16 protein-coding genes are annotated in these 20,416 nt (G+C 76.1%); 5 read left to right on the forward strand and 11 right to left on the reverse strand.

Translation table 11 applies throughout. The features are described from left to right. Positions 1-31 precede the first annotated feature (31 nt). A complete protein-coding gene (locus ABDB74_RS16870; protein WP_346619915.1) occupies positions 32-2,026 on the reverse strand; it encodes an ATP-dependent DNA helicase UvrD2 in 1,995 nt (664 codons plus the stop codon). A 185-nt stretch (positions 2,027-2,211) separates the two neighbouring features. On the opposite strand from ABDB74_RS16870, the gene ABDB74_RS16875 reads away from it, so the two are divergent. From ABDB74_RS16875 to ABDB74_RS16885, 3 genes are all read left to right on the forward strand, one after another. After that, positions 2,212-2,475 (forward strand): mycoredoxin, encoded by a 264-nt coding sequence (locus tag ABDB74_RS16875; protein ID WP_346619916.1) that lies wholly within the window; start codon positions 2,212-2,214, stop codon positions 2,473-2,475. Between the two features lie 6 nt (positions 2,476-2,481). After that, positions 2,482-3,132, forward strand: a complete 651-nt coding sequence (locus tag ABDB74_RS16880; protein ID WP_346619917.1) for an ANTAR domain-containing protein — start codon at positions 2,482-2,484, stop codon at positions 3,130-3,132. 95 nt (positions 3,133-3,227) lie between these two features. Next, positions 3,228-3,788: a uridine kinase gene (locus ABDB74_RS16885; RefSeq protein WP_346619918.1), complete on the forward strand. Its 561-nt coding sequence runs from the start codon at positions 3,228-3,230 to the stop codon at positions 3,786-3,788. A gap of 63 nt (positions 3,789-3,851) precedes the next feature. On the opposite strand, the gene nudC is transcribed toward ABDB74_RS16885, so the two are convergent. From nudC to ABDB74_RS16905, 4 genes are all read right to left on the reverse strand, one after another. After that, the gene (gene nudC / locus ABDB74_RS16890; RefSeq protein ID WP_346619919.1) at positions 3,852-4,751 is read right to left on the reverse strand and encodes an NAD(+) diphosphatase; all 900 of its coding nucleotides are present in this window, start codon (positions 4,749-4,751) and stop codon (positions 3,852-3,854) included. After that, positions 4,748-6,112, reverse strand: coding sequence for a pitrilysin family protein (locus tag ABDB74_RS16895; protein ID WP_346619920.1), 1,365 nt, complete (start codon positions 6,110-6,112; stop codon positions 4,748-4,750). The genes nudC and ABDB74_RS16895 overlap by 4 nt, the downstream gene beginning before the upstream one ends. Beyond that, positions 6,109-7,419 carry a pitrilysin family protein gene (locus ABDB74_RS16900; RefSeq protein WP_346619921.1) on the reverse strand — a complete coding sequence of 437 codons (1,311 nt, stop codon included), beginning with the start codon at positions 7,417-7,419 and terminating at the stop codon, positions 6,109-6,111. The genes ABDB74_RS16895 and ABDB74_RS16900 overlap by 4 nt, the downstream gene beginning before the upstream one ends. A 95-nt stretch (positions 7,420-7,514) precedes the next feature. Next, complete coding sequence (locus ABDB74_RS16905) at positions 7,515-8,393, reverse strand: DUF2510 domain-containing protein (RefSeq protein WP_346619922.1); 879 nt, start codon at positions 8,391-8,393, stop codon at positions 7,515-7,517. A 64-nt stretch (positions 8,394-8,457) separates the two neighbouring features. Here ABDB74_RS16905 and ABDB74_RS16910 point away from each other — a divergent pair, with 64 nt between their 5' ends. Next, entirely contained in the window at positions 8,458-9,225 is a 768-nt protein-coding gene (locus ABDB74_RS16910; RefSeq protein ID WP_346619923.1) for a putative protein N(5)-glutamine methyltransferase, read from the forward strand. Here the strand turns inward: ABDB74_RS16910 and ABDB74_RS16915 are convergent. The 3 genes from ABDB74_RS16915 to ABDB74_RS16925 are packed head-to-tail and all read right to left on the reverse strand — an operon-like array spanning position 9,222 to position 12,119. Continuing rightward, a complete protein-coding gene (locus ABDB74_RS16915) occupies positions 9,222-10,634 on the reverse strand; it encodes a dipeptidase (protein ID WP_346619924.1) in 1,413 nt (470 codons plus the stop codon). The two genes, ABDB74_RS16910 and ABDB74_RS16915, sit on opposite strands and share 4 nt — an antisense overlap. After that, complete coding sequence (locus tag ABDB74_RS16920) at positions 10,615-11,157, reverse strand: hypothetical protein (RefSeq protein ID WP_346619925.1); 543 nt, start codon at positions 11,155-11,157, stop codon at positions 10,615-10,617. The genes ABDB74_RS16915 and ABDB74_RS16920 overlap by 20 nt, the downstream gene beginning before the upstream one ends. Continuing rightward, complete coding sequence (locus ABDB74_RS16925) at positions 11,154-12,119, reverse strand: metallophosphoesterase (RefSeq protein WP_346619926.1); 966 nt, start codon at positions 12,117-12,119, stop codon at positions 11,154-11,156. The genes ABDB74_RS16920 and ABDB74_RS16925 overlap by 4 nt, the downstream gene beginning before the upstream one ends. 78 nt (positions 12,120-12,197) lie before the next feature. Here ABDB74_RS16925 and ABDB74_RS16930 point away from each other — a divergent pair, with 78 nt between their 5' ends. Further along, the gene (locus ABDB74_RS16930) at positions 12,198-13,049 is read left to right on the forward strand and encodes an alpha/beta hydrolase (RefSeq protein ID WP_346619927.1); all 852 of its coding nucleotides are present in this window, start codon (positions 12,198-12,200) and stop codon (positions 13,047-13,049) included. A 285-nt stretch (positions 13,050-13,334) separates the two neighbouring features. On the opposite strand, the gene ABDB74_RS16935 is transcribed toward ABDB74_RS16930, so the two are convergent. The 3 genes from ABDB74_RS16935 to ABDB74_RS16945 form a co-directional block, all read right to left on the reverse strand. Then, entirely contained in the window at positions 13,335-13,754 is a 420-nt protein-coding gene (locus tag ABDB74_RS16935) for a hypothetical protein (RefSeq protein WP_346619928.1), read from the reverse strand. Between the two features lie 125 nt (positions 13,755-13,879). Next, positions 13,880-17,212, reverse strand: a complete 3,333-nt coding sequence (locus tag ABDB74_RS16940; protein WP_346619929.1) for an ATP-dependent DNA helicase — start codon at positions 17,210-17,212, stop codon at positions 13,880-13,882. Further along, entirely contained in the window at positions 17,209-20,391 is a 3,183-nt protein-coding gene (locus ABDB74_RS16945) for an ATP-dependent DNA helicase (RefSeq protein ID WP_346619930.1), read from the reverse strand. The genes ABDB74_RS16940 and ABDB74_RS16945 overlap by 4 nt, the downstream gene beginning before the upstream one ends. Positions 20,392-20,416 lie beyond the last annotated feature (25 nt).

Below are 20,416 nucleotides of genomic sequence, written 5' to 3' on the forward strand. Positions count from 1 at the left end.
TCGCCCTCGGCGACGGCCCGTTCACCGCCGATCAGCCGCTGACGGCGGCCAGGACGTCCGCGCCGTAGAGCTCCAGCTTCCGGGCACCGATCCCCGGCAGCCCGGAGAGCTCCCGCAGGCTGGCCGGCCGGCTCTCGGCGATGGCCTGCAACGTGGCGTCGGTGAAGACGACGTAGGCCGGCACCGACGCGGACTGGGCGGCCTGGCTCCGCCAGGCACGCAGCCGCTCGAACAACTCCCCCGCCTCGCCCTCGAGGACGACCTTGGGCCGCTTGGCCGGCCGACGCGCCGGTGGAGCCGTGGGACCGGAGTCCGGCGCCAGCCCCTCGAGGAACCGGCTGCGGGGCCGCGAGCGCCGGCCCCCCGGGCTGCGCGCCAGTGACCACGACAGCGTGAGCTGCTCGCGGGCCCGGGTGACCGCGACGTAGAGCAGGCGCCGCTCCTCGTCCACGGCGACCGGGCGGCTCAGCGACTGGGCGATCGGCAGCACGCCGTCGACCAGGCCGACGACGAACACGACGTCCCACTCCAGCCCCTTGGCGGCGTGCATCGACGCGAGGGTCACCCCCTGGACGGTCGGCGCGTGCTGGGCGTCGGCGCGCGCGGCGAGGTGGGTGACGAAGCCGGCGAGGTCCAGGGACGGGTCCTCCGCGACCAGGTCGACGGCGAGGTCGACCAGCGCGGCGAGCGACTGCCAGCGGTCCCGGGCCGCTCCCCCGGCCGGTGGCCGGTGCTCCACCCAGCCGGTGGACGCGAGCACGTCACGGACCGCCGGCACGAGCATCCCCGGCTCGTTGCCCCCGGCCGCCGCCCCGCGCAGCAGCAGCACGGCCTCGCGGACCTCGGGCCGCTCGAAGAACCGCTCACCGCCCTTGAGCACGTAGGGCACACCCACGTCGGCGAGCGCGGACTCGTAGACCTGCGACTGGGCGTTGATGCGGAACAGGACGGCGATCTCGGCGGCGGGCGTGCCGTCGTCGATCAGCGCCTTGCAACGGGCCGCGACCGCCGCGGCCTCGGCCGGCTCGTCGGGGTGCTCCACGAACGTCGGCTCGGGGCCCTGCGGCCGCTGGCCCAGCAGCCGCAGGCCCGACAACCCCTTGCGCGGCGGCGCCTGTCCGATCAGCCGGTTCGCCAGGCCCACGACCTGGGGCGTGGACCGGTAGTCGCGCTCGAGCTTCACGACGGCCGCGTCGGCGTAGCGGTCGGCGAACCCGAGCAGGTAGTCGGGGTCGGCACCGGTGAAGGAGTAGATCGTCTGGTTCGGGTCACCCACCACGCAGATCTCGGCGCGGCCGCCCAGCCACGCGTCGAGGAGCCGCTGCTGCAGCGGGTTGACGTCCTGGTACTCGTCGACGACGAAGTGCCGGTACTGCGCGCGCACCTGCCGGGCGACGTCCGGGTGCTCCTCGATCGCGTAGGCGGTGACCAGCAGCAGGTCCTCGAAGTCCAGCGCCCCGTCGCGCTGCTTGGCCGACTCGTAGCTGGCGTAGACGGCGGCGACCGCGGCCGGCTCGAACGGCACCTCCCGGCCGGCGGCCTTGGCGCGGGCCGGGTAGTCCTCCGGCGTGGCGAGGGTCGTCTTGGCCCACTCGATCTCGCTGGCGAGGTCGCGCAGGCTGGTGCGGTCGGTGGTCAGCCGGTTGCGCGTGGCCGCGGAGGACACCACGCGCAGCTTGTTCTCGATCAGCCCGGGCATCGGGCCGCCGAGGACCCGCGGCGCGAAGTAGCGCAGCTGCCGCATGGCCGCGGCGTGGAAGGTGCGCGCCTGCACCCCGCCGACGTCGAGCGCGGCCAGCCGGGTCCGCAGCTCACCGGCCGCGCGGGCGGTGAAGGTGACCGCCAGCACCTGCTCCGGGACGTAGGTGCCGGTGTGCACCCCGTAGGCGATGCGGTGGGTGATCGTGCGGGTCTTCCCGGTGCCGGCACCGGCGAGGATGCAGACCGGCCCGGCGACCGCCTGCGCCGCCGCGCGCTGCTCGTCGTCGAGGCCGCCGAGCACTGCCTCCGCGTCCGCGTGCCCCATCGCCGGCGTTCCTCCCCGTCGTCGGTCCTGCCGCTGGCCGAACCCTCGTGTCCGCGGCACGATCCTCCCAGCCGGGACCGACGGGCGCGGGAAGCATCCCCAGGAGACCGGTGTTGCGCACCACGCACCGTGCCACCCCGCCTCGGGACTGGACCCGCCCGGCACGAACAGGGAGACTGCCCGCGATGACCACCACCCCCGCCGCCGTCACCATGTACAGCACCACGTGGTGCGGCTACTGCCTCCGGCTGAAGAAGATGATGGAGCGCGAGGGCATCCCGTTCGCCGAGGTCGACATCGAGACCGACCCGCAGGCGGCCGACCTGGTCATGCAGGCCAACGGCGGCAACCGCACCGTGCCCACGCTGGTCTTCCCCGACGGCAGCGCGCTGACCAACCCGAGCATCGACCAGGTCAAGGCCCAGCTCGCACAGCTCCCGGAGGCGTGAGCACCCGTGGTCCCCGGTCCCCGGCCCTCCGACGAGGTCGACGGCTCCCTCTCCGCAGCCGCCGTCGTCCGGTCGGCCGGGCTCGGGGTGCCGGCCGCCGGACCGCGGCCGCAGATCGCCCTCACGCGCACGCCGCGCGGCTGGGTGGTCGTGCCGCTGCCGGGCGGGCCGGTCGACGGTGACTGCGTAGAGGGCCTCGTCGAGGGCATGACCCTGGCCGACCTGGTGGCCGACGAGGTCGGGTTGTCGCCTGAGCCCGACCGGAACGCCCGCCGGTCGGCGCGTGGCCGCTCCCCCGCGCCCGCCGACACCGACTGCGTCGACGCCCGCATCGCCGCGCTGCAGCACACCGTGGCCCAGCTCGAGCACGCGCTGGCGTCGCGGGTCTCCACGGAGCGGGCCATCGGCGTGCTCGCGGAGCGCCACGGTTCGAGCCTGCGCGCCGCCTTCGAGGGCCTGCGGCGGGACGCCCGCACGCAGGGGCGCGCTGTCGTCGACCTCGCGCGCGAGGTGCTCGCCGGGCTGGCGGGCGAGGCGGGCACGGCGCCCCTCCCCGATGCGTCACCCGCGGTGACGACCGGCGACGGCGCCGCACCGGCACCTCGCGCCCTGGCCCTGACCGAGGGCCTCGTCGCCAACGCGGACGGCCGGTCCTGACCCGTCCCGAACCGCTCTCCCCCGCCGCCCTCGCCGACCGCCTGGCCGCCCTGCTGGCGGTCACCGCCCCCGAACCCGGCGCCACGGCGCTGCGGGTGGCCGTGGACGGGCCGGAGCTCGCCGAACCGGAGCAGCTCGCCGCGGCCGTCGCGGAGCGGTTGCCGGCGCTGGGGCGGGGCACGGTCGTCGTCCCCGCCACGGGCTTCTACCGGCCGGCGTCGCTGCGGCTGGAGCACGGGCGCACCGATCCCGATGCCCGGTACACCGACTGGCTGGACGTCGGCGCGCTCAACCGCGAGGTCCTCGCGCCGGTCGGGCCGGGAGGCTCCGGGAAGTACCTCCCGTCGCTGTGGGACCTGGCGCGCGACCGGGCCACCCGCGCTGCCCCGCAGCCGGTGCCCGCCGGCGCGGTGCTCCTGGTCCCCGGGGCGCTCCTGCAGGGGGTGGGGCTGGCGCTGGACGTGGTGGTCCACCTGCGCGTGGCCCCTGCCGCGCGCCGCCGGAGGACGCCGCCGGAGGACGCCTGGGCGCTCCCGGCCTTCGACCGCTACGACGACGAGGTCGACCCGGTGGCGCTGGCCGACGCCGTCGTGCTGGCCGACCACCCGGACCGGCCGGCCCTGGTGCTGGGCGGGCGCCTGACGACAGCCCCGTGAGCATCGCAGCGAGGAACGAGTGAGGAGTGGAGCGGGGCGCGCAGTCAGGCCGAGGGCATGGCTTCAGCTGAGCTCGTCGTTCACCCAGCGGTCGAGGATGTGGCGGGCGATCGAGATCGACGGCGGCACCGCGAGCTGCCCGTCGGGGGTGCGCAGCTCCTCACGGGTGAACCAGCGCGCCTCCTCGATCTCGGTGGGATCGACCCGGATCTCCTGGTCGCCGTCGACCCGCGCGACGAACCCGAGCATCAGCGACTGCGGGAACGGCCAGGGCTGGCTGGCCACGTAGCGCACGTCGGTGACCCGCAGGCCAACCTCCTCCTCCACCTCGCGGGCGACGGCGGCCTCGGCCGACTCCCCCGGCTCCACGAAGCCGGCCAGGATGGAGAACCGCCCGGGCGGCCAGACCGCCTGCCGGCCGAGGACCACGCGATCGGCTCCGTCGTGGACCAGCATGATCACGGCGGGGTCGACACGCGGGAAGAACTCGGTGCCGGTCGTCGGATCGCGACGTGTCCACCCGGCGCGCTCGACCGTCGTGGCCGCACCGGTGAGCGGGCTGAAGCGGTGGCGCTCGTGCCACTCCAGGATGCCGATGGCCTCGGCCAGCAGCCCGGCGTCCAGGTCGTCCAGGTCCGCGCCGAGGTCGCGCAGCCCGGCCCACAGGTCCACGGCCCGGCCCGCGACGGTCAGCGACCGCTCCCCCCGCACCGTCGCGTACGGCACCCCGTCGGCCTCGCCCAGGAACACCGCCCCGGCCGGCAGGGCCGGTCGCTCTTCCCAGATCAGCCGCGGTCCGGACGGGCCCTCCTGCACCGGGACGGTCCCCGCGGCGTCGACCGTGAGCACCCGGACCGGTCGGCCTGCCGCTGGATCGGGCAGCAGGCGGGCGAGGTGGGCCCGGTCGTGGCCGGAGCGGGCGAGCAACGGCCGGTCGTCGTCGGCGCCGGGGAGGGCGGTCATCCCTGTCCGCCGCTCCCGGTGACCGTGACCGGGGCCAGCGTGGCGAGCTCCGCGGCGACCCGGCCGGCGTCCCCGACCACGACCGCGGTGAGCGCCTCGGGCGCCAGGTAGCGCGCGGCCGCGGCCTGCACCTGCTCGACCGTGACGGCGGTGAGGTCGCGCTGGTGGGTGGCCAGCCAGTCCGCAGGGAGCCCCGCGCCCAGGAGCGCCGTCAGCGTGCTGGCCAGTCCGGCGTGGGTGGACGTCGACAGCGCCATGCTGCCCAGGATGTAGCGGCGCGCGGCGTCCAGTTCCGCCTCGGTGACCGGGGTCAGCGCCATGCGGCCGAGCTCGTAGAGCGTCTCCAGCAGCGCGGGACCGGTGACCTCCGTGGCGACGTCGGCCTCCACGAGGAACGACGACGCGGCGCGCTGGTGGTCGATCGCGCTGCGGGGGCTGTAGCTGTAGCCCCGGCGTTCGCGGATGTTCTCGACGAGGCGGGAGGAGAAGTAGCCGCCGTAGACCATCGCGGCGAGCCGCACGGCCGGGATGTCCGCCTCGGTACGGCCGGGCGCCGGCCCACCCAGGCGCAGGTTGGACTGCACCGCACCCGGGCGGTCGACCAGCTCGATGCCGGCCGATCGCTGCTCGGTGACCGGCGGTGCCTCCACGGCCGTGCCGCTGCCGGTCCAGTCGTCCAGCGCGGCCGCCACGGTGTCGGCCGCGGCGCGCGGGTCGAGGTCGCCGACGAGCACGAGGGTGCTGCCGGCCGGCAGGATCCGCTCGCGGTGCAGCCGCCGCAGCGCGGGCGCCCGCACGGCCGCGACCAGCTCCGCGTCGGGCAGCTGGATGGCGTACGGGTGGCTGCCGTACCGGCGCGCGGCCAGCGCCGAGCGGGCGATCGTGCCGGGCTGGGAACGGGCGATCGCGATCCGCTCGGCCAGCCGGTCGCGCTCGCCGTCGACCTGGCGGGCCGGGTAGGCGGCCTCGGTGAGCAGCTCGGCCAGGAGCTCGAGCACGGGGCCGAGCCCGCCGGGGAGCAGCGTCGTGCCCACGAGCACCCGGTCGGCGTCGGTGCTCACCGCCAGCTCCGCGCCGTGGCTCTGCAGCAGTTGGGCGATCCCGGTCTGGTCGTGCCGGGCGGTGCCGAGCAGCATCGCCCCGGAGAGGACGGCGCCGCGCGCGGCGTGCACCCCGGCGTTGCGGGCGCTCGCGGCGGCGAACGGCACGCGCAGCCGCAGCTCCACCAGCGGCACACCCGGCCGCGGCACCACGACCACGCGCAGCCCGCTGGCCAGGGTGGTCTCCTCGACCACCGGGACCGGTTGCGGCCGCGGCTCACCCAGCGGCGGGATCAGGGGGCTCTCCTGCGTCGTGGTCATCGGGCACCTCCGGCCGGTCGCAGCTCGAGCACCGCGGCGGTACCCGGATCGAGCCCCCGGGCGGCTCCCCGGACGGCGTCCGGGGTCACCGCGGCGAGGCGGGCGGCCAGCTCGCCGGCCAGCTCCGCCCGTCCGTGGACCAGCTCGGCGGCGGCGAAGGCGAGGGTGCGGCCGAGCACGGAGTCCGCCTGCTGGAGCAGCTGGGCCTCCACGCGCGCCTGCACCCGGCGCAGCTCGTCGGCGTCGACGCCGTCCTCGGCGATGCGGCCGATCTCCTCGTGCACCGCGGCCATGACGCGCTCGGCCGGCACCGCGGCCGGGTGGTGCACCTGCGTGGTGAGCAGGGTGGCGTCGCGGACGTCGAACGGGTCGCCGAACAGGCCCACGTAGCTGCTCTGCGCGATCGCGATCCGGTCGTCGTGGACGAGCCGGCGTTCGAGCCGGGAGGCGTCGCCCTCGCTGAGCACCTCGGCGAGCAGGACGCTGCCCAGGTAGGTGTCGAAGTCGCCCACCGGGTCGGGCACCCGCCAGCCGATGGCCAGCGCCGGCGCGGGCGCCAGCGCGTCCTCCACGACGGCCGAGCGCACGGTCGTGGGCGAGGGCTCCCCCGTGTACGGCAGGGACGGGACCTCGCGGGCCGGGACCGGGCCGAACCAGCGGCGCACCAGCTTCTCGGTCTCGGCGACGTCGAGGTCGCCGCCGATGCAGAGGACGGCGTTGCCCGGGGCGTAGTACCGGGAGAAGAAGTCGGTGGCGTCGTCGACGGTCGAGGACTCCAGGTCGACGAACGAGCCGTAGCCGTCGTGGGTGTTGGCGAAGCTCTCGAACGCCACCTGCGGCAGCTGCAGCCAGGGGAAGGCGCCGTAGGGGCGGTTGAGCACGTTGACCCGGATCTCCTCCTTCACCACGTCGATCTGGTTGCGGAGGTTCTCCTCGGTGATCGCCGGCGCGGCCATCCGGTCGGCCTCGAGGAACAGCGCGCGCTCCAGCGCCTCGGCGGGCAGCGCCTCGAAGTAGTTCGTGTAGTCCTGGTGGGTCGAGCCGTTGAAGGTGCCACCCGCCGCCTGCACGAGCCGGGCGTGCTCCATCTTGGCGACGTTGGCCGACCCCTGGAACATCATGTGCTCGAAGAGGTGCGCGAAGCCGGTGCGCCCCTCGGGTTCGTTGCGCATCCCGACGTCGTAGTAGACGCTTACCGCCACCACCGGCACGCTCCGGTCGGGGGCGAGGACCACCCGCAGACCGTTGTCCAGCGTGAACCGTTCGATCGGGTGCCGCAGGATCAGGTCGGTGCCAGCTGCAGTCACGCACCCGACCCTACGACGACGTCACCGTCCGGGTGACACCGCGACCAGGTGCCGTCCCCACCCGTGGTGAGCCCTGCGACCGGAGTCCACCGGCGTCACAACACGTCGACGGAGTCGATGACCCGGTCGATGACCCCGTAGAGCTCGGCGTGGGTGTTCGGGATGGAGACGTAGAGCAGCGCCGGGGCCGGGCGGCCGACGTCGATCACCAGCAGCGCGGCGCGTTCCCCGGAGGCGTCGTAGCCCTCGACGTCCCAGGCCAACGTGAACTCGTAGAGGTGCGCGGCGTGCCCGTCGACGGTGCGGGGCTCGTCGCGCAGCACCTCCTGCTCGTTCGGCCCGGGGTAGTAGTTGGCCCGGACGCTGGTGGCCAGGGTGCGGGTGGTCGACGCCAGGGTCGAGGGGCCGGACCACCCGTACCCCGCGGCGACCGGGCCGGAGGTGCACTGGGAGATGAAGATCCCGCCGTCGGGAGTGGCCTCCTGGGTGGTGAAGTACTGGCCGGCGGTGGCAGTGGTCTCCAGTTGCAGCGGCAGGTCGAACTCCGACCAGCCCTCCCCCAGGTACGGATAGGAGATGCCGGCCGCGTCGTCGATGATCCGGACGGTGCCGGGCGGGAACGCCGGCCCGGCCGCCGGCGGCGCAGCGCCGGGTTCCAGCGCGACCGTGGTCCGGTCGGGACGTGCCTCCGGGCGCAGCGCGAGGACGGCGACGACGACGGCCACCACGAGCACGAGCACCGAGCCGACCGCGACCCACGGGCGGAACGACGACGCCCGCGGGGCGGGTCCGGACGGGGGTGCGGGCTCCGGCTCCGGCTGCGGCCGGAGCGGGGTGCTGCCCACGGCGACGCCGGGGCCGACGGGCATCATGACGTCGGACCAGCCTGCGCCGTCCCACCAGCGCACCATGCCCGGCATGCCGCTCGGGTCGGGATACCAGCCCGGCGCAGCGTTCTGCCCGGCTCCGGTCACGGGCCCCAGAGTAGGGCGTCATCGGCACCACCCCCTGTCCCCGTCGCCGTGTCCGGAGGTCGCCGTGCAGCCCGTCGACGCCGCCCTCGTGCTGCGCCTGCGGGCGGCGGGATGCGTGTTCGCCGAGGACGAGGCGCGGCTGCTCGCCGCGGCGGCCCGGGACGGCGCCGACCTGGCGGCACTGGTCGGCCGGCGGGTGGCGGGCGCGCCGCTGGAGCAGCTCCTGGGCTGGGCGGAGTTCTGCGGTCTGCGGATCGCCGTCGCGCCGGGCGTGTTCGTCCCGCGCCAGCGGACGGGGCTGATGGTCCGCGAGGCCGCCGCAGTGGCCCGTCCCGGAGCGGTCGTCGTCGACCTGTGCTGCGGCACCGGTGCGGTCGCCGCAGCGCTGGCCGCCGCCGTCCCGGGGATCGACCTGCACGCCGCCGACGTCGACCCGGCGGCGGTCCGCTGCGCCCGCCGCAACCTGCCCGGCCTCCCCGTGCACCAGGGGGATCTGTTCGCGGCGCTGCCGGGCGGGCTCGCCGGCCGGGTCGACGTCCTCACCGCGAACGTGCCGTACGTGCCCACCGCGGCGATCGCGCTGATGCCGCCGGAGGCGCGCGACCACGAACCACGCGTCGCCCTGGACGGCGGGGCCGACGGCCTCGCGCTGGTCCGCCGGGTGGCCGACGGCGCGTCCCGCTGGCTCGCGCCCGGCGGGTCCCTGCTCTTCGAGTGCGGCGAGGGTCAGGTGGCGACGGCGGTCGACGTCGTCACCGCCGGCGGCCTGGTGCCCCGGCTGGTGTCGGACGACGACCTCGGCGCGACCGTCGTCGTCGGGACGCGTCCCTAGCGCTGCCGCGCGGCGGCCAGCTCCCGCCACAGGTGCGCCGCGGCCTCCGCTCCGCGGTAGAGCATGGGCAGCAGCACCCGCTCGTTCGGGGAGTGGATGCGGTCGGTGGGCAGCCCGGCGCCGAGGAACAGCAGCGGGGCGCCGAGCGCCTCGACGATGGCCGCCTCGGGGCCGCTGCCGCCCTCCCGGGTGAACAGCACGTCCTCGGGTGCGGTGTCGAAGGCCTGGCCGATGGCCGACAGCAGCGCCGCCATCGCCGGGGAGTCCAGGTCGCTGGCGCAGGGCGAGACACCACCGGGCGGGGTGTGCACCTCGGCCTCGATGCCGGCCGGGACGTTCGCCGCCACCCAGTCGCGCAGCATCGGCCCGATGTCCTCCGGGCGCTGGTCGGCGACCAGCCGGAAGGTGATCTTGGCGTGCGCCTCGGCCGGGATGATCGTCTTGTGGCCGGGCCCGGTGTAGCCGCCCCACATGCCGTTGACCTCGGCGGTCGGGCGGGCGCCGGTCCGCTCCAGGGTGCTGAACCCGGCCTCGCCGTAGGTGGCCCGGGAGGCGGCGGGGCCGGCCAGCCAGGCCTCCTCGTCGAACGGCACCCGGCTCATCAGCTCGCGCTCGCGGTCGGACAGCGGCCGCACCCGGTCGTAGAAGCCGGGCAGGGTGACCCGGCCCTGGTCGTCGTGCAGCTTCGCGACCAGCTCGGCGAGGGCGTGCAGGGGGTTGGGGACGGCGCCGCCGAACGAACCGGAGTGGAGGTCGACGGCCGGGCCGCGCAGCGTGATCTCGGCGTCGGCCAGGCCGCGCATCGCGGTCACGGCGCTGGGCACGCCGGGCGCCGCCATGCCGGTGTCGCTGACCACGACGACGTCGCAGGCGAGCCGGTCCCGCTGCTCCGCCAGCAACGCGGGGAAGTGCGGCGACCCGGACTCCTCCTCGCCCTCGATCAGCAGCTTCACGGTGACGGCGGGGGTCTCGCGGCCGGTCGCGGCGAGGTGGGCGCGGATGCCGAGCAGGTGGAAGGCGACGTTGCCCTTGTCGTCGATCGCGCCGCGCGCGTGCAGCTCGGGGCCGTCGGGGCCCTCGACCCGGGTGGGCTCGAACGGCGGGTGCACCCAGAGCTCGAGCGGGTCGACCGGCTGGACGTCGTGGTGGCCGTAGACGAGCGCGACCGGGGCGCCGGGATCGGCCGACGGCCACTCGGCGAAGACGGCCGGCGCACCGGCGGTCGGCCAGATCTCCACGGTCGGGAAGCCGACCCGGCGCAGGGCGTCGGCCAGCCACGTGGCACTGGCGGCGACGTCGCGGGAGTGGGCGGGGTCCGCCGAGATCGACGGGATGCGCAGCCAGGCGTCGAGGTCGGCGTGCAGGTCGTCGAGGTGGTCGAGGACGAAGTCACGTTCGGCGCTGGTCACGGTCCCCGACCGTAGCCGCGGGAGCGGGCGGCCCGCTCGCCACTCCGGCAGCCGCCCGGCGCTCGGGCAGGGTCAGCCAGCGGAACACGCCCCGCTCGACCGCCTCGGCGACGAGGATCGCGACCAGCTGCAGCCCGCCCCACAGCAGCAGCAGGGTCCATTCCTGGCCGGCCAGGGGCGCCTGCAGCGACCCGAGCTCGTGCAGCACCACGGCGAGCAGCACGGAGGAGAGCAGCGCCAGGGCCACCAGCGCGTGAATGGCGGCGATCCAGGCGTTCGGCCGGGAGCGGGTCTCCGTCGACTGCCGGCGCAACCGGCGGTAGCAGACGGCCCCGTAGCCGATCCCGAGCACCGCGCTGACCGCGAGCAGGTCGAGCGCCTGCCAGGTCGGGGCCACCCCGCCGCCGGCGGCGGTCGAGTCGATGATCAGAGCGGGCGCGACGACGGCGGCGAGCGCGGCCAGCCCGTACACCACGGCCGCGCCCTCCCGTACCGCACGCGCGCCGCGGCGCCGGGTGCTCACCGGCCCTCGCGGGCGCGGAGGGTGAACCGGTCGGCGAAGGCGCCGTCGGGGCGGATGCACCGGCCGGTGAGCCGGTCGCCGTCGACCTCGACGTGCAGGTACTGCAGCACCGATGCCGCGGCCGCGGTGATGCGGCTCGGGCGCACCGGGGTGAGCTTGGCACCACCGCCGCTGACCACGTAGGTGATCCCGTTCAGCGGCACGGTGCGCTCGTAGTGGTGGTCGTGCCCGGTCAGCACCAGGTCCACGGCGTGCCGCTCGAGCACCGGCACGAGCAACTCCTCGGCGCCGGGGGTGGACCCGTGGCGGCCCGACGAGTACGGCGGGTGGTGCAGGCAGACGATCTTCCACTGGCTCGTGGAGGTGCTCAGCGCGTCGTCCAGCCAGTCGATCTGCTCGGTCGCCGTCGACCCGAACAGGCCGGGCCGGCTGGAGTCGAGGTAGAAGAAGTCGACCGGGCCGTGCGTGCTCCGGTAGTACCGCGCGGGCGTGCCGAGCAGCCGGAGCTCGGTCTCGATCTCCTCGAGCCGGGCGTCGCTGAAGTACACGTCCCCGTCGTGGTTGCCGATGGCCAGCTCGACGTCGACCCCGGCCTCGATGAGCGGCCCGTAGGGGCGGAGGAAGACGTCGTCGAACCGGTCCTCGATGCGGCCGTAGTAGCAGATGTCACCGAGGTGGGTGATCAGCCCGTAGGGGTTCTGCTCGTAGCCCTGCGCCATGCGGGTGGCGACGGCGATCGCCTGCCGGCCACCGGTGCCCGTGTCGCCGACGGCGGCGAAGGTGAGCCGGTCCGGGGTGGTGGTCCACGCCCGCGGGGGCAGGACGAGCTCGGGCGTCCGGCCGGGGACCAGGTCCTCCCTGCTCAGCAGCGGCCACACCTGGTCGGCGAGCACGCCGCCGGCGACCGCCGCCCCGCCGACGCCGGCCGCGGCCGCGAGGAACTGCCGTCGGGTCAGCGACATGTGGGGTCCAACGCCGCAGCGGCGCCCGGACGTTCCCGGGGGACGCGGTGCCCGCCCCGGACCGTTAGCGTGCGGGACATGCCCGGAGAGCTGCTGCGCACCGACGTCGGCGACCTGACCTTCGACGTGCGGGTCGACGGCCCCGAGGACGGACGGCCGGTGCTGCTGCTGCACGGCTTCCCGGAGACCTCGGCGTCCTGGGCGGCGGTGACGCCGCTGCTCACCCAGGCCGGGCTGCGCACCTACGCGCCCGACCAGCTGGGCTACTCCCCCGGCGCCCGCCCGGCGGAGGTCGAGGCCTACGCCATGCAGAACCTCGCCCAGGTGACGGCGGACCTCATGACGGCGCTGGAGATCCCGGTGGCCGACGTCGTGGGCCACGACTGGGGCGCGAACGTCGCCTGGACCCTGGCGGCCTGGCACGCCGACCGGGTGCGCTCGCTCACCGCCGTCTCGGTGCCCCACCCGGCCGCCTACACCGCGGCCTTCCGCATCGACCCGGAGCAGAAGGAACGCTCGGCCTACATCCGGCTGTTCTGGCAGCCGGGCAAGGCCGAGGAGGTGCTGCTGGCCGACGACGCGCGGCGGTTGCGCCGGATGCTGCTGGGCGCGGAGGGCGACACGGGGGTCTCCCCCGAGGCCGCCGACGAGTACGTCGCCGTGCTGTCGGCGCCCGGCGCGCTCACCGCGGCGCTGAACTGGTACCGGGCGATGAGCTCCGACATCCGGGTGGACAAGGTCGAGGTGCCGACGACGTACGTGTGGAGCGACGGTGACGTCGCGATCGGCCGGACAGCGGCGGAGGCGTGCGCGGAGTTCGTCACCGGCGACTACCGGTTCGTGGAGCTTCCCGGCGTCACGCACTGGATCCCCGAGCAGGCGCCCGAGCAGCTGGCCGCCGCGATCCTGGACCGAGTCTCCTCGACCTGACGCCCGGCCAGCTCTCAGCTGAGCCGTGGGGCGGTGCCGCAGCCCCTGGTCGCCGAGCAGGCCACGGCCCGGGTGCGCGCACCCTCAGCATGCCCGACTGCGATGACGCGATCCCGCGGGAACCCGCTCACGGCGGCCCGCTCGACGTTGCCGCGGGAACGTCTCGCGGCTCAAGGCGGACGCCATGAGAAGCGCGCACCTGTGCCGCTTCGTCACCCGGGGAACCCATCCCCGGCCCGGTGGCTGAACGGACCCGACGGGGTACCACTGCGGACCGCAGAACCGTCAGCGAGCGAGGAAGACGTCGTGCTCCGCACACCCGGCCGGGACGGTCACGCCCGCGACGTCGAAGGGGCCGGGCTCCACGTCCCGGGAGGAGTGTTCGAGGACGAAGCCGCCTGCGACCTCCACCTCGTCACCGAGGCCGTAGGTGCCCTGGCCGGGGATGTCGATCGTCAACGGGTCGTCGTTGACCACCTCGGTGCCGGAGGGCCAGACGATCACGTAGCCGCCGGCGCCGAGGCAGCCACCCACCACCTCCAGCCGACCACCACCGAGCGCATCCATGCCGGCGTCTGCCGGCTCGGAGACGAGAACGGTCACGTCGCCTGCCGAGACCGCCTCGCCACCACCGCACGCGACCAGGAGCGGCACGGCGCCCGATGCGACCAGGGTCCGCACGGTGCGATGCCGCGACAGGTCCATCGTGCCTCCCCGATTGCTCGTCCGGACGGTCCCGTTCCTCCCCCGCGTGACACCCGTATGGAAGCGCGGACGGGCCGCGCGCCGCAACGGCCGGGGGCCGAGATGCGAGCTCGTGCCTGGGCCGCTCAGCCCGACCCGGTGACCAGGGCGAGCAGGCCGGCCTCGTCGAGCAGGTCGACCGGGCGGATCGTCTCCTTGGCGGCCACGTGGTGGAAGCCGGCACTCACCCGCTCGACGGGCACCCCGGTGAGCCGTGACCAGCCCAGCCGGTAGGCGGCCAGCTGCACGCCCGCGGCGGCCAGCTCCCCGCCGGACGGCGGCGGTCCGGTCTTCCAGTCGATGACCTCGTAGCCCCCGTCCTCGCGCTGGAAGACGGCGTCGATCCGGCCGCGCAGGGTCAGCGGGCCGAGCGGGGTCTCGAACGGCACCTCGACCTCGACCGGCTGGCGGTCGGCCCACTCGCTGGCGAGGAAGGCCGCGCGCAGCTCCTCGAGCTGGTCGTCGGGGGCGGCGAACTCGTCGCCGGAGCCGGGCAGCTCGTCGAGGTCGACCAGCCGGGCCGCGCCGAACCGCTCCTCCAGCCAGGCGTGGAACGCCGTGCCGCGCCGCGCCTGCGGAGCGGGCGCCGCCGGCATCGGGCGGCGCAGCCGGCGGGCCAGCTCGGCCGGGTCGCGGCGCAGGGTGACCAGCGCCGACACCGACAGGTGCGAGGGCAGCGGCACGTCGACCGTGGGGCTGGCGGCGACGGCGCGCTCGCGCAGCAGCAGGTCGGCGTCGCGCACCCAGGCGGCGACGAGGTCGTCGGCCTCACCGAGCGAGATGTCGGGGCCCAGCGGGTGCGGCGCGGCGCCCTCGACCAGTTGGGCGGCGGCGGTGAGCGCGCGGCGCCGGCCGGCCGACAGCGGATCGGCCGGCCACACCCCCACCGGCCACTCCTCCAGCGCCGGGTTGCTCGCGCCGTCGTCGGGCTGCGGGGCCCAGTGGACGACGGTGCCGGCGCCGGCCTCCACCGCCTCCCGGGCGGTGAGCAGCAGGGAGGACGGCCCGCACGGCTTGACGCCGTCGCGCCACCAGCTGCCCGAGCACAGCAGCAGCCGCTTGGCCCGGGTGACGGCGACGTAGCCCAGCCGCACCTCCTCGTCGCGGCCGAAGTCCTTCCACTCCTCGACGTAGTCCTCGAGCGCGCCGCGGACGACCGCCTGGTCGCCGGAGCCGGGGACGGGCAGCCGCAGCCGGGGCAGCTCCTCGCGGTCGGTGAGCCGCAGGTCGACCGGGACGGCGCCAGGGTCCTTGATCCAGGAGTCGCTGGCGTTGGTGCGGGCGGGGAACTGGTCGGCGGTCATGCCGGGTACGGCGACCACGTCCCACTCCAGGCCCTTGGCGGAGTGCCCGGTGAGCAGCTGGACCGCCTCCGGGTTGACCGCCACCTCCCCCGGCTCGAGGCCGCGCTCGCGTTCCTCCGCGTCGCGCAGGTAGCCGAGGAACGCCGGCAGCGACGGCAGCTCGGCCAGCTCGGTGAACTCGGCGGCCACGCCGTGCAGGGCGTCGAGGTGGGCCCGCGCCCCGGCCGGCGTCACCCCCGGCGCGCTGGCCAGCTCCATCTCCAGCCCCAGGGCGCGCGCGACCTCGTCGACCAGGTCGGGCAGCGACTCCCCGATCCGGCCGCGCAGGTGCGCGAGCTCGCTCCCCAGCCGGCGCAGCCGGCGGTACCCGGCGGGCGAGTACTGCTCGGCGTCACCGAGGTCGTCCAGCGCCTCGACGATGCTCCCGCGCTCCTGCGGGGGCTCGGGTGCCGCGGGGTCGGCGCCCTCGCCGTCGGCCGGGCGCGCCGGCCGGCGGGAGTGCACGAGCGCCCGGGCCCGGGCCTCCAGCGCCGCGAGATCGCGGGGCCCGATCCGCCAGCGGGCGCCGGTGAGCAGCCGGCCGAGCGCGTCACCGGCGGTCGGGTCGACCAGCACGGTGAGCGTGGCGACGACGTCGGAGACCTCCGGCACCTCGAGCAACCCGCCGAGCCCGACCACCTCGACGGGCAGACCGCGTTCCCGGAGCGCGGCGGCGATGCCGGGCAGCTGCTTGCGGGTGCGCACGAGCACGGCCATCGAGGGGTGCTGGCCGCCGGGCAGCGGTGGCAGGCCGGCGTCCCGGCCCTCCCAGCAGGCCGCGAACCGGTCGGCCAGCGCCGCGGTCTCCTCGGCCACGGTCCCGTACAGCCCGACGGTGACCGAGCCGCGGCCCGCGGTGGGCGCGGGCGCGAGGTCGGGCAGCGGCTGCGCCGGCGCGGGCAGCATTCCCGAGACGGCGTTGGCGACGGCGAGCACGGCCTCGTCGTTGCGCCAGCTCGTGGCCAGGGTCAGCCGCTCGGCACGGCGTCCCGGCCGCCCGGGGAAGGTGCGGGCGAACCGCTCGATGGTGCCCGCCGACGCGCCGCGCCAGCCGTAGATGGACTGGCGCGGGTCGCCGACCGCGAGCACCGGGTGCCCGGTGTCGCCGCCGAAGAGCGCCTCGAGCATGCGCAGCTGCCCGACGCTGGTGTCCTGGTACTCGTCGAGCAGCACGATCTTCCACCGGCCCCGCTCCCGGCGGCCGACCTCGGCCGACGCGACGGCGATCCGGGCGGCGTAGGCGACCTGGTCGGCGTAGTCGATCGCCCCGGCCGCCCGCTTGCGGGCCTCGAAGGCCTCCACCAGCGGCAGCAGCGCCACCCGCGCCCGCTGCCGGGCCACCATCTCGGCGACCGCGGCGTACGGGCCCTTCTTGCGGGGCGCGTCGGGGTAGCCGGCGATCTGCGCCTCCAGCCGCGCGGTCCACGCGCGCAGCGCCGCCGGGGTGACGTCGTGCTCGCCCATCTCGGCGGCGAGCGCCAGCACGTCCTCGACCGTGGTGAGCAGGGTGAGCGGGACGTCGGACATGTCCCCGGTCCAGGCGGCCACCGCCGTCGCCGCCTGGCCCCAGCACATGGCCGGGCCCAGGACGCCGGCGCCGGGCTCGACGCCGATCCGCAGCCCGTGCTCGGCGACGAGGGCGGCGGCGTAGCCGTGGTAGGTCGACACGGTGGGCTGGGCGATCGCCAGCCGGTCCCGCAGGTCGCCGTCGGTCTGCGGGTGCCCGGCGAGCGCGCCGAGCCGCTTTCTGATCCGCTCGTTGAGCTCGCTGGCGGCCTTGCGGGTGAAGGTGAGACCGAGGATGGCCTCAGGCTCGACGATCCGGTTGGCCACCAGGTACGACACCCGGGCGGCCATCGTCTCGGTCTTGCCCGACCCCGCGCCGGCCACGACGACCAGCGGCCGGTCGGCCGGGGCGGAGACGACGCCGGCCTGCTCGCCCGACGGCGCGTAGGGCAGCCCGCACCGCGCGGCGACCTCGGCCGGGGTGAGCAGCCGGCGCGGTTCCGGCCGCGGCGCGGGGGCATCGGCGAGCAGGTCGTCGAAGGAGAGCTGGTCGTCGTGCATCCGGGTCATCCGGTCACCTGCCGTCCCCGCTCCTGGAGCGGGCAGCTGCGGCGGGCAGGACAGCGGGCGCAGTGGGTGCCGGTGCGCACCTCGAAGGTGCCCGCCCCCATCCCGTCGCCCACCTCGGCGACGAGCTCCCCGGCCCAGGTCTGCGCGAGCGGCACGTCGACGGGCAGCGGCTCCTGGTGCTGCTCCTTGGCCTTGGCCCCGGTGCCGATCTGCAGCAGCGCGGCACCGCCGGGCACCGTGCCGTGCTCGGCGAACCCGCCGGCCGCGATCGCGACCTGGTAGGCGGCCAGCTGCCCGTGCTCCTCGGTGTTCTTGGCGGTGGTCTTCCCGGTCTTGAGGTCGACCACGACCAGCCGGCCCTCGGTGTCCCGTTCCAGCCGGTCGACCTGCCCGCGGATGCGCGCCCGCCCGACCACCACGTCGACATTCCCCTCCGCCGTGAGGAGCTCGCGGCCGTTGGTGGCGTGCCACCGGAGGAAGCGGTCGAGCATCTCCTGGGCCTGGACGCGCTGCCGCTGGTCGGCCCAGCCGGGCCCGAGGTCCAGCTGGTCGAGCTCGACGTCGAGCGCCGCGCGCGCTTCGGCGTCCGACAGCCCCTCGGCCACCTGCTGGGCGACCTCGTGCACCGCCGTGCCGACGGTGCGGGTGGCATCGGGCGAGGCCTCGGCGCCGACCGCGCCGAGCACCCAGCGCAGCGGGCAGCGCTGGAAGGTCTCGATGGCCGAGGGCCGCACCCGCACGGGGTCCTCCTCGGGAACCAGGGGCGCGTCGTCGGACAGCGGCGCGAGCCCCCACCAGCGGGCCGGTGCCGCCCCGGGCACCCCCTCGTCGGCCAGCCGGCGCAGCACCGAGGCCGCCGCCGAGCGCCGGGCCGCCGGGGTGTGCGGATCGGTCAGGGCCCGCCGCAGCTCGGCGACCAGGGCGGGCAGGGTCAGGGCGCGCGGCAGCTCGGTGAGCGGCCGGCCGTCCTCCGGGGGTGGCTGCACCAGGTCGAGGAATCGTGACGCGGTCGCTCCGGCGTCGGCGCCGTCCAGCGCACCCTCGACGGCGGTGACCAGCAGCCGCCGCCGGGCGCGCGTGCAGGCGACGTAGAACAGCCGCCGCTCCTCGGCGAGGGCCAGCGTGCGCCGGTCGACCCGGGCGCCGTCGATGCCGGCGGCCTTCTCCACCAGCACCTCCGCACCGAGGAGGGAGGCCCGCTCGCGCAGGTCGGGCCACACCCCCTCCTGGACGCCGGAGACGCAGACGAGGTCCCACTCCAGGCCCTTGGCGGCGTGCGCGGTGAGCAGCCGGACCGTCTCGCCGGCGACCGCCCGCGCCGCCCCGGTGTCACCGGGCAGCTCCTGCGCGGACAGGTGGTCGACGAACGCCCGGACGTCGGCCGAGGGCAGCCGGTCGACGAAGCCGGCCGCGGCGTCGAAGAGCGCCACGACGGCGTCGAGATCGCGGTCGGCGACGGCACCGGACGGCCCGCCGGCGGCGCTGGTCCGCGCCCAGCGGCCGGCCAGCCCGCTGCGCTGCCACATCGCCCACAGCACGTCTTCGGCGGTGCCGTCGCCGGCCAGCGCCAGCCGCCCGGCAGCCAGGACGGCGGCGACCCGGGCCGCCGGCCGCACGACGTGCTCCGGCAGCGCCTCCAGCAGGGCGTCGTCGGCCAGGGCCAGCGCCAGCGGGGTGCCGCGCTCGGCGATGTCGACGCCCTGCCTGGCCAGGGCGACGCGGACGGCGCGGCGCAGCCGGCGCAGGTCGAGGACCGTCGCGCCGCCCAGCGGCGAGGCCAGCAACGCCTCGGCCGCCGGCTCGTCCAGCCCTGCGGGTGTGCCGTCGGGGCCGGGCAGCAACGCGGTGAGCGCGCTGAGGAACGGCGCGACGCCGGGCTGCGCGGCCAGCGGGAGGTCGTCGCTGGAGACGGCGACCGGCACGCCGGCCGACGCCAGGGCGCGCCGGAACGGGCCCAGCACCGCGGCGGTGCGCACGACGACGGCCATCTCGGACCACGGGACGCCCTCGAGCAGGTGGGCGCGGCGCAGCACGTCGGCGACGTACGCCGCCTCGACCGCGGCGGCGCCGAAGACGTGCACCTCCGCCTCCCCCGCCGACGTGCGCTCCCCCGCGGCCAGCCGGCGGTGCTCCCACGGGCCCGGCAGGCCCTCGGCGACCTTCCGGCTGACCCGCAGCAGCTCCTCGCCCGAGCGCCGGCAGACGCCGAGCGACACCCGGGCGGCCGGGCGCCCGCCGGTGTGCCGGAACCGCTCGGGGAACTCGACGATGCCGCGCGGCTCGGCCCCGCGGAAGGCGTAGATGGACTGGTCGGGGTCGCCGACGGCCACGAGGTTGCCCCCGCCCCCGGCGAGCAGTTCGAGCAGCTCGACCTGCGCGGGGTCGGTGTCCTGGTACTCGTCGACGAACAGCCAGCGGGCGCGCTCGCGCTCCTGGCGCAGCAGCTCGGGGTCGTCGGTCAGCTCGAGGATGGCCTGGCGGACCAGCTCCGCCGGGTCGTAGCCGGAGGAGTCGCCCCGCGCGGCCGTGTAGAAGGCGGTGACGCCCTCGTACTGCTCCTGGAACGCCGCGGCGTGCACCCAGTGCGCGTTGCCGGTCTCCCGCCCCCAGGCCGCCAGCGTGGCCGATCCGACGCCGCGCTCGGTGGCGCGCAGGAGCAGCTCGCGCAGCTCGGTGCGGAACCCGGCGGTGCCCAGCGCCGGGGCGAGGTCGTCCGGCCACCGGACGGCGCCCTCGCCCTCGACGTCGCCCTCCAGGAGCTGCGCCACCACGGCGTCCTGCTCGGCGGAGGTCAGCAGCCGCGGCGGCGCCTCGCCGCGCAGCACCGCGGCCCGACGGAGGACGCCGTAGGCGTAGGAGTGGAAGGTGCGGGCCAGGGGCTCGCGGATCGTGCGGGCCACGCGTGCGGTGATCCGGGTGCGCAGCTCCGCGGCCGCCTTGCGGCTGAAGGTGAGGACGAGCATCTGCTCGGGGTCGATCCCGGCGTCGATCCGGGTGGCGACCGCCTCGACGATCGTCGTCGTCTTGCCCGTGCCGGGGCCGGCGAGGACCAGCAGCGGCCCGCCGGGATGGTCGACCACGGCCTGCTGCGTCGGGTCCAGGACCGGTGCAGCGGTGCCCGGCTCCCGGCCGGGCAGCAGCCGGTAGACCGGCCCACCCTCACCCCCGCGCTGTGCCACCCCCCGATGGAAGCACGGGGGTACG

Origin of the sequence: Blastococcus sp. HT6-4, assembly GCF_039679125.1 — a bacterium.
Classification (GTDB): Bacteria; Actinomycetota; Actinomycetes; order Mycobacteriales; family Geodermatophilaceae; genus Blastococcus; species Blastococcus montanus.

Bases quoted from the DNA above. Each gene is read 5' to 3' on its own strand.
- ABDB74_RS16870 (WP_346619915.1), bottom strand. From the start codon at position 2,026: ATGGGGCACGCGGACGCGGAGGCAGTGCTCGGCGGCCTCGACGACGAG.
- ABDB74_RS16875 (WP_346619916.1), top strand. From the start codon at position 2,212: ATGACCACCACCCCCGCCGCCGTCACCATGTACAGCACCACGTGGTGC.
- nudC (WP_346619919.1), bottom strand. From the start codon at position 4,751: ATGACCGCCCTCCCCGGCGCCGACGACGACCGGCCGTTGCTCGCCCGC.
- ABDB74_RS16895 (WP_346619920.1), bottom strand. From the start codon at position 6,112: ATGACCACGACGCAGGAGAGCCCCCTGATCCCGCCGCTGGGTGAGCCG.
- ABDB74_RS16925 (WP_346619926.1), bottom strand. From the start codon at position 12,119: ATGTCGCTGACCCGACGGCAGTTCCTCGCGGCCGCGGCCGGCGTCGGC.
- ABDB74_RS16930 (WP_346619927.1), top strand. From the start codon at position 12,198: ATGCCCGGAGAGCTGCTGCGCACCGACGTCGGCGACCTGACCTTCGAC.
- ABDB74_RS16935 (WP_346619928.1), bottom strand. From the start codon at position 13,754: ATGGACCTGTCGCGGCATCGCACCGTGCGGACCCTGGTCGCATCGGGC.
- ABDB74_RS16940 (WP_346619929.1), bottom strand. From the start codon at position 17,212: ATGACCCGGATGCACGACGACCAGCTCTCCTTCGACGACCTGCTCGCC.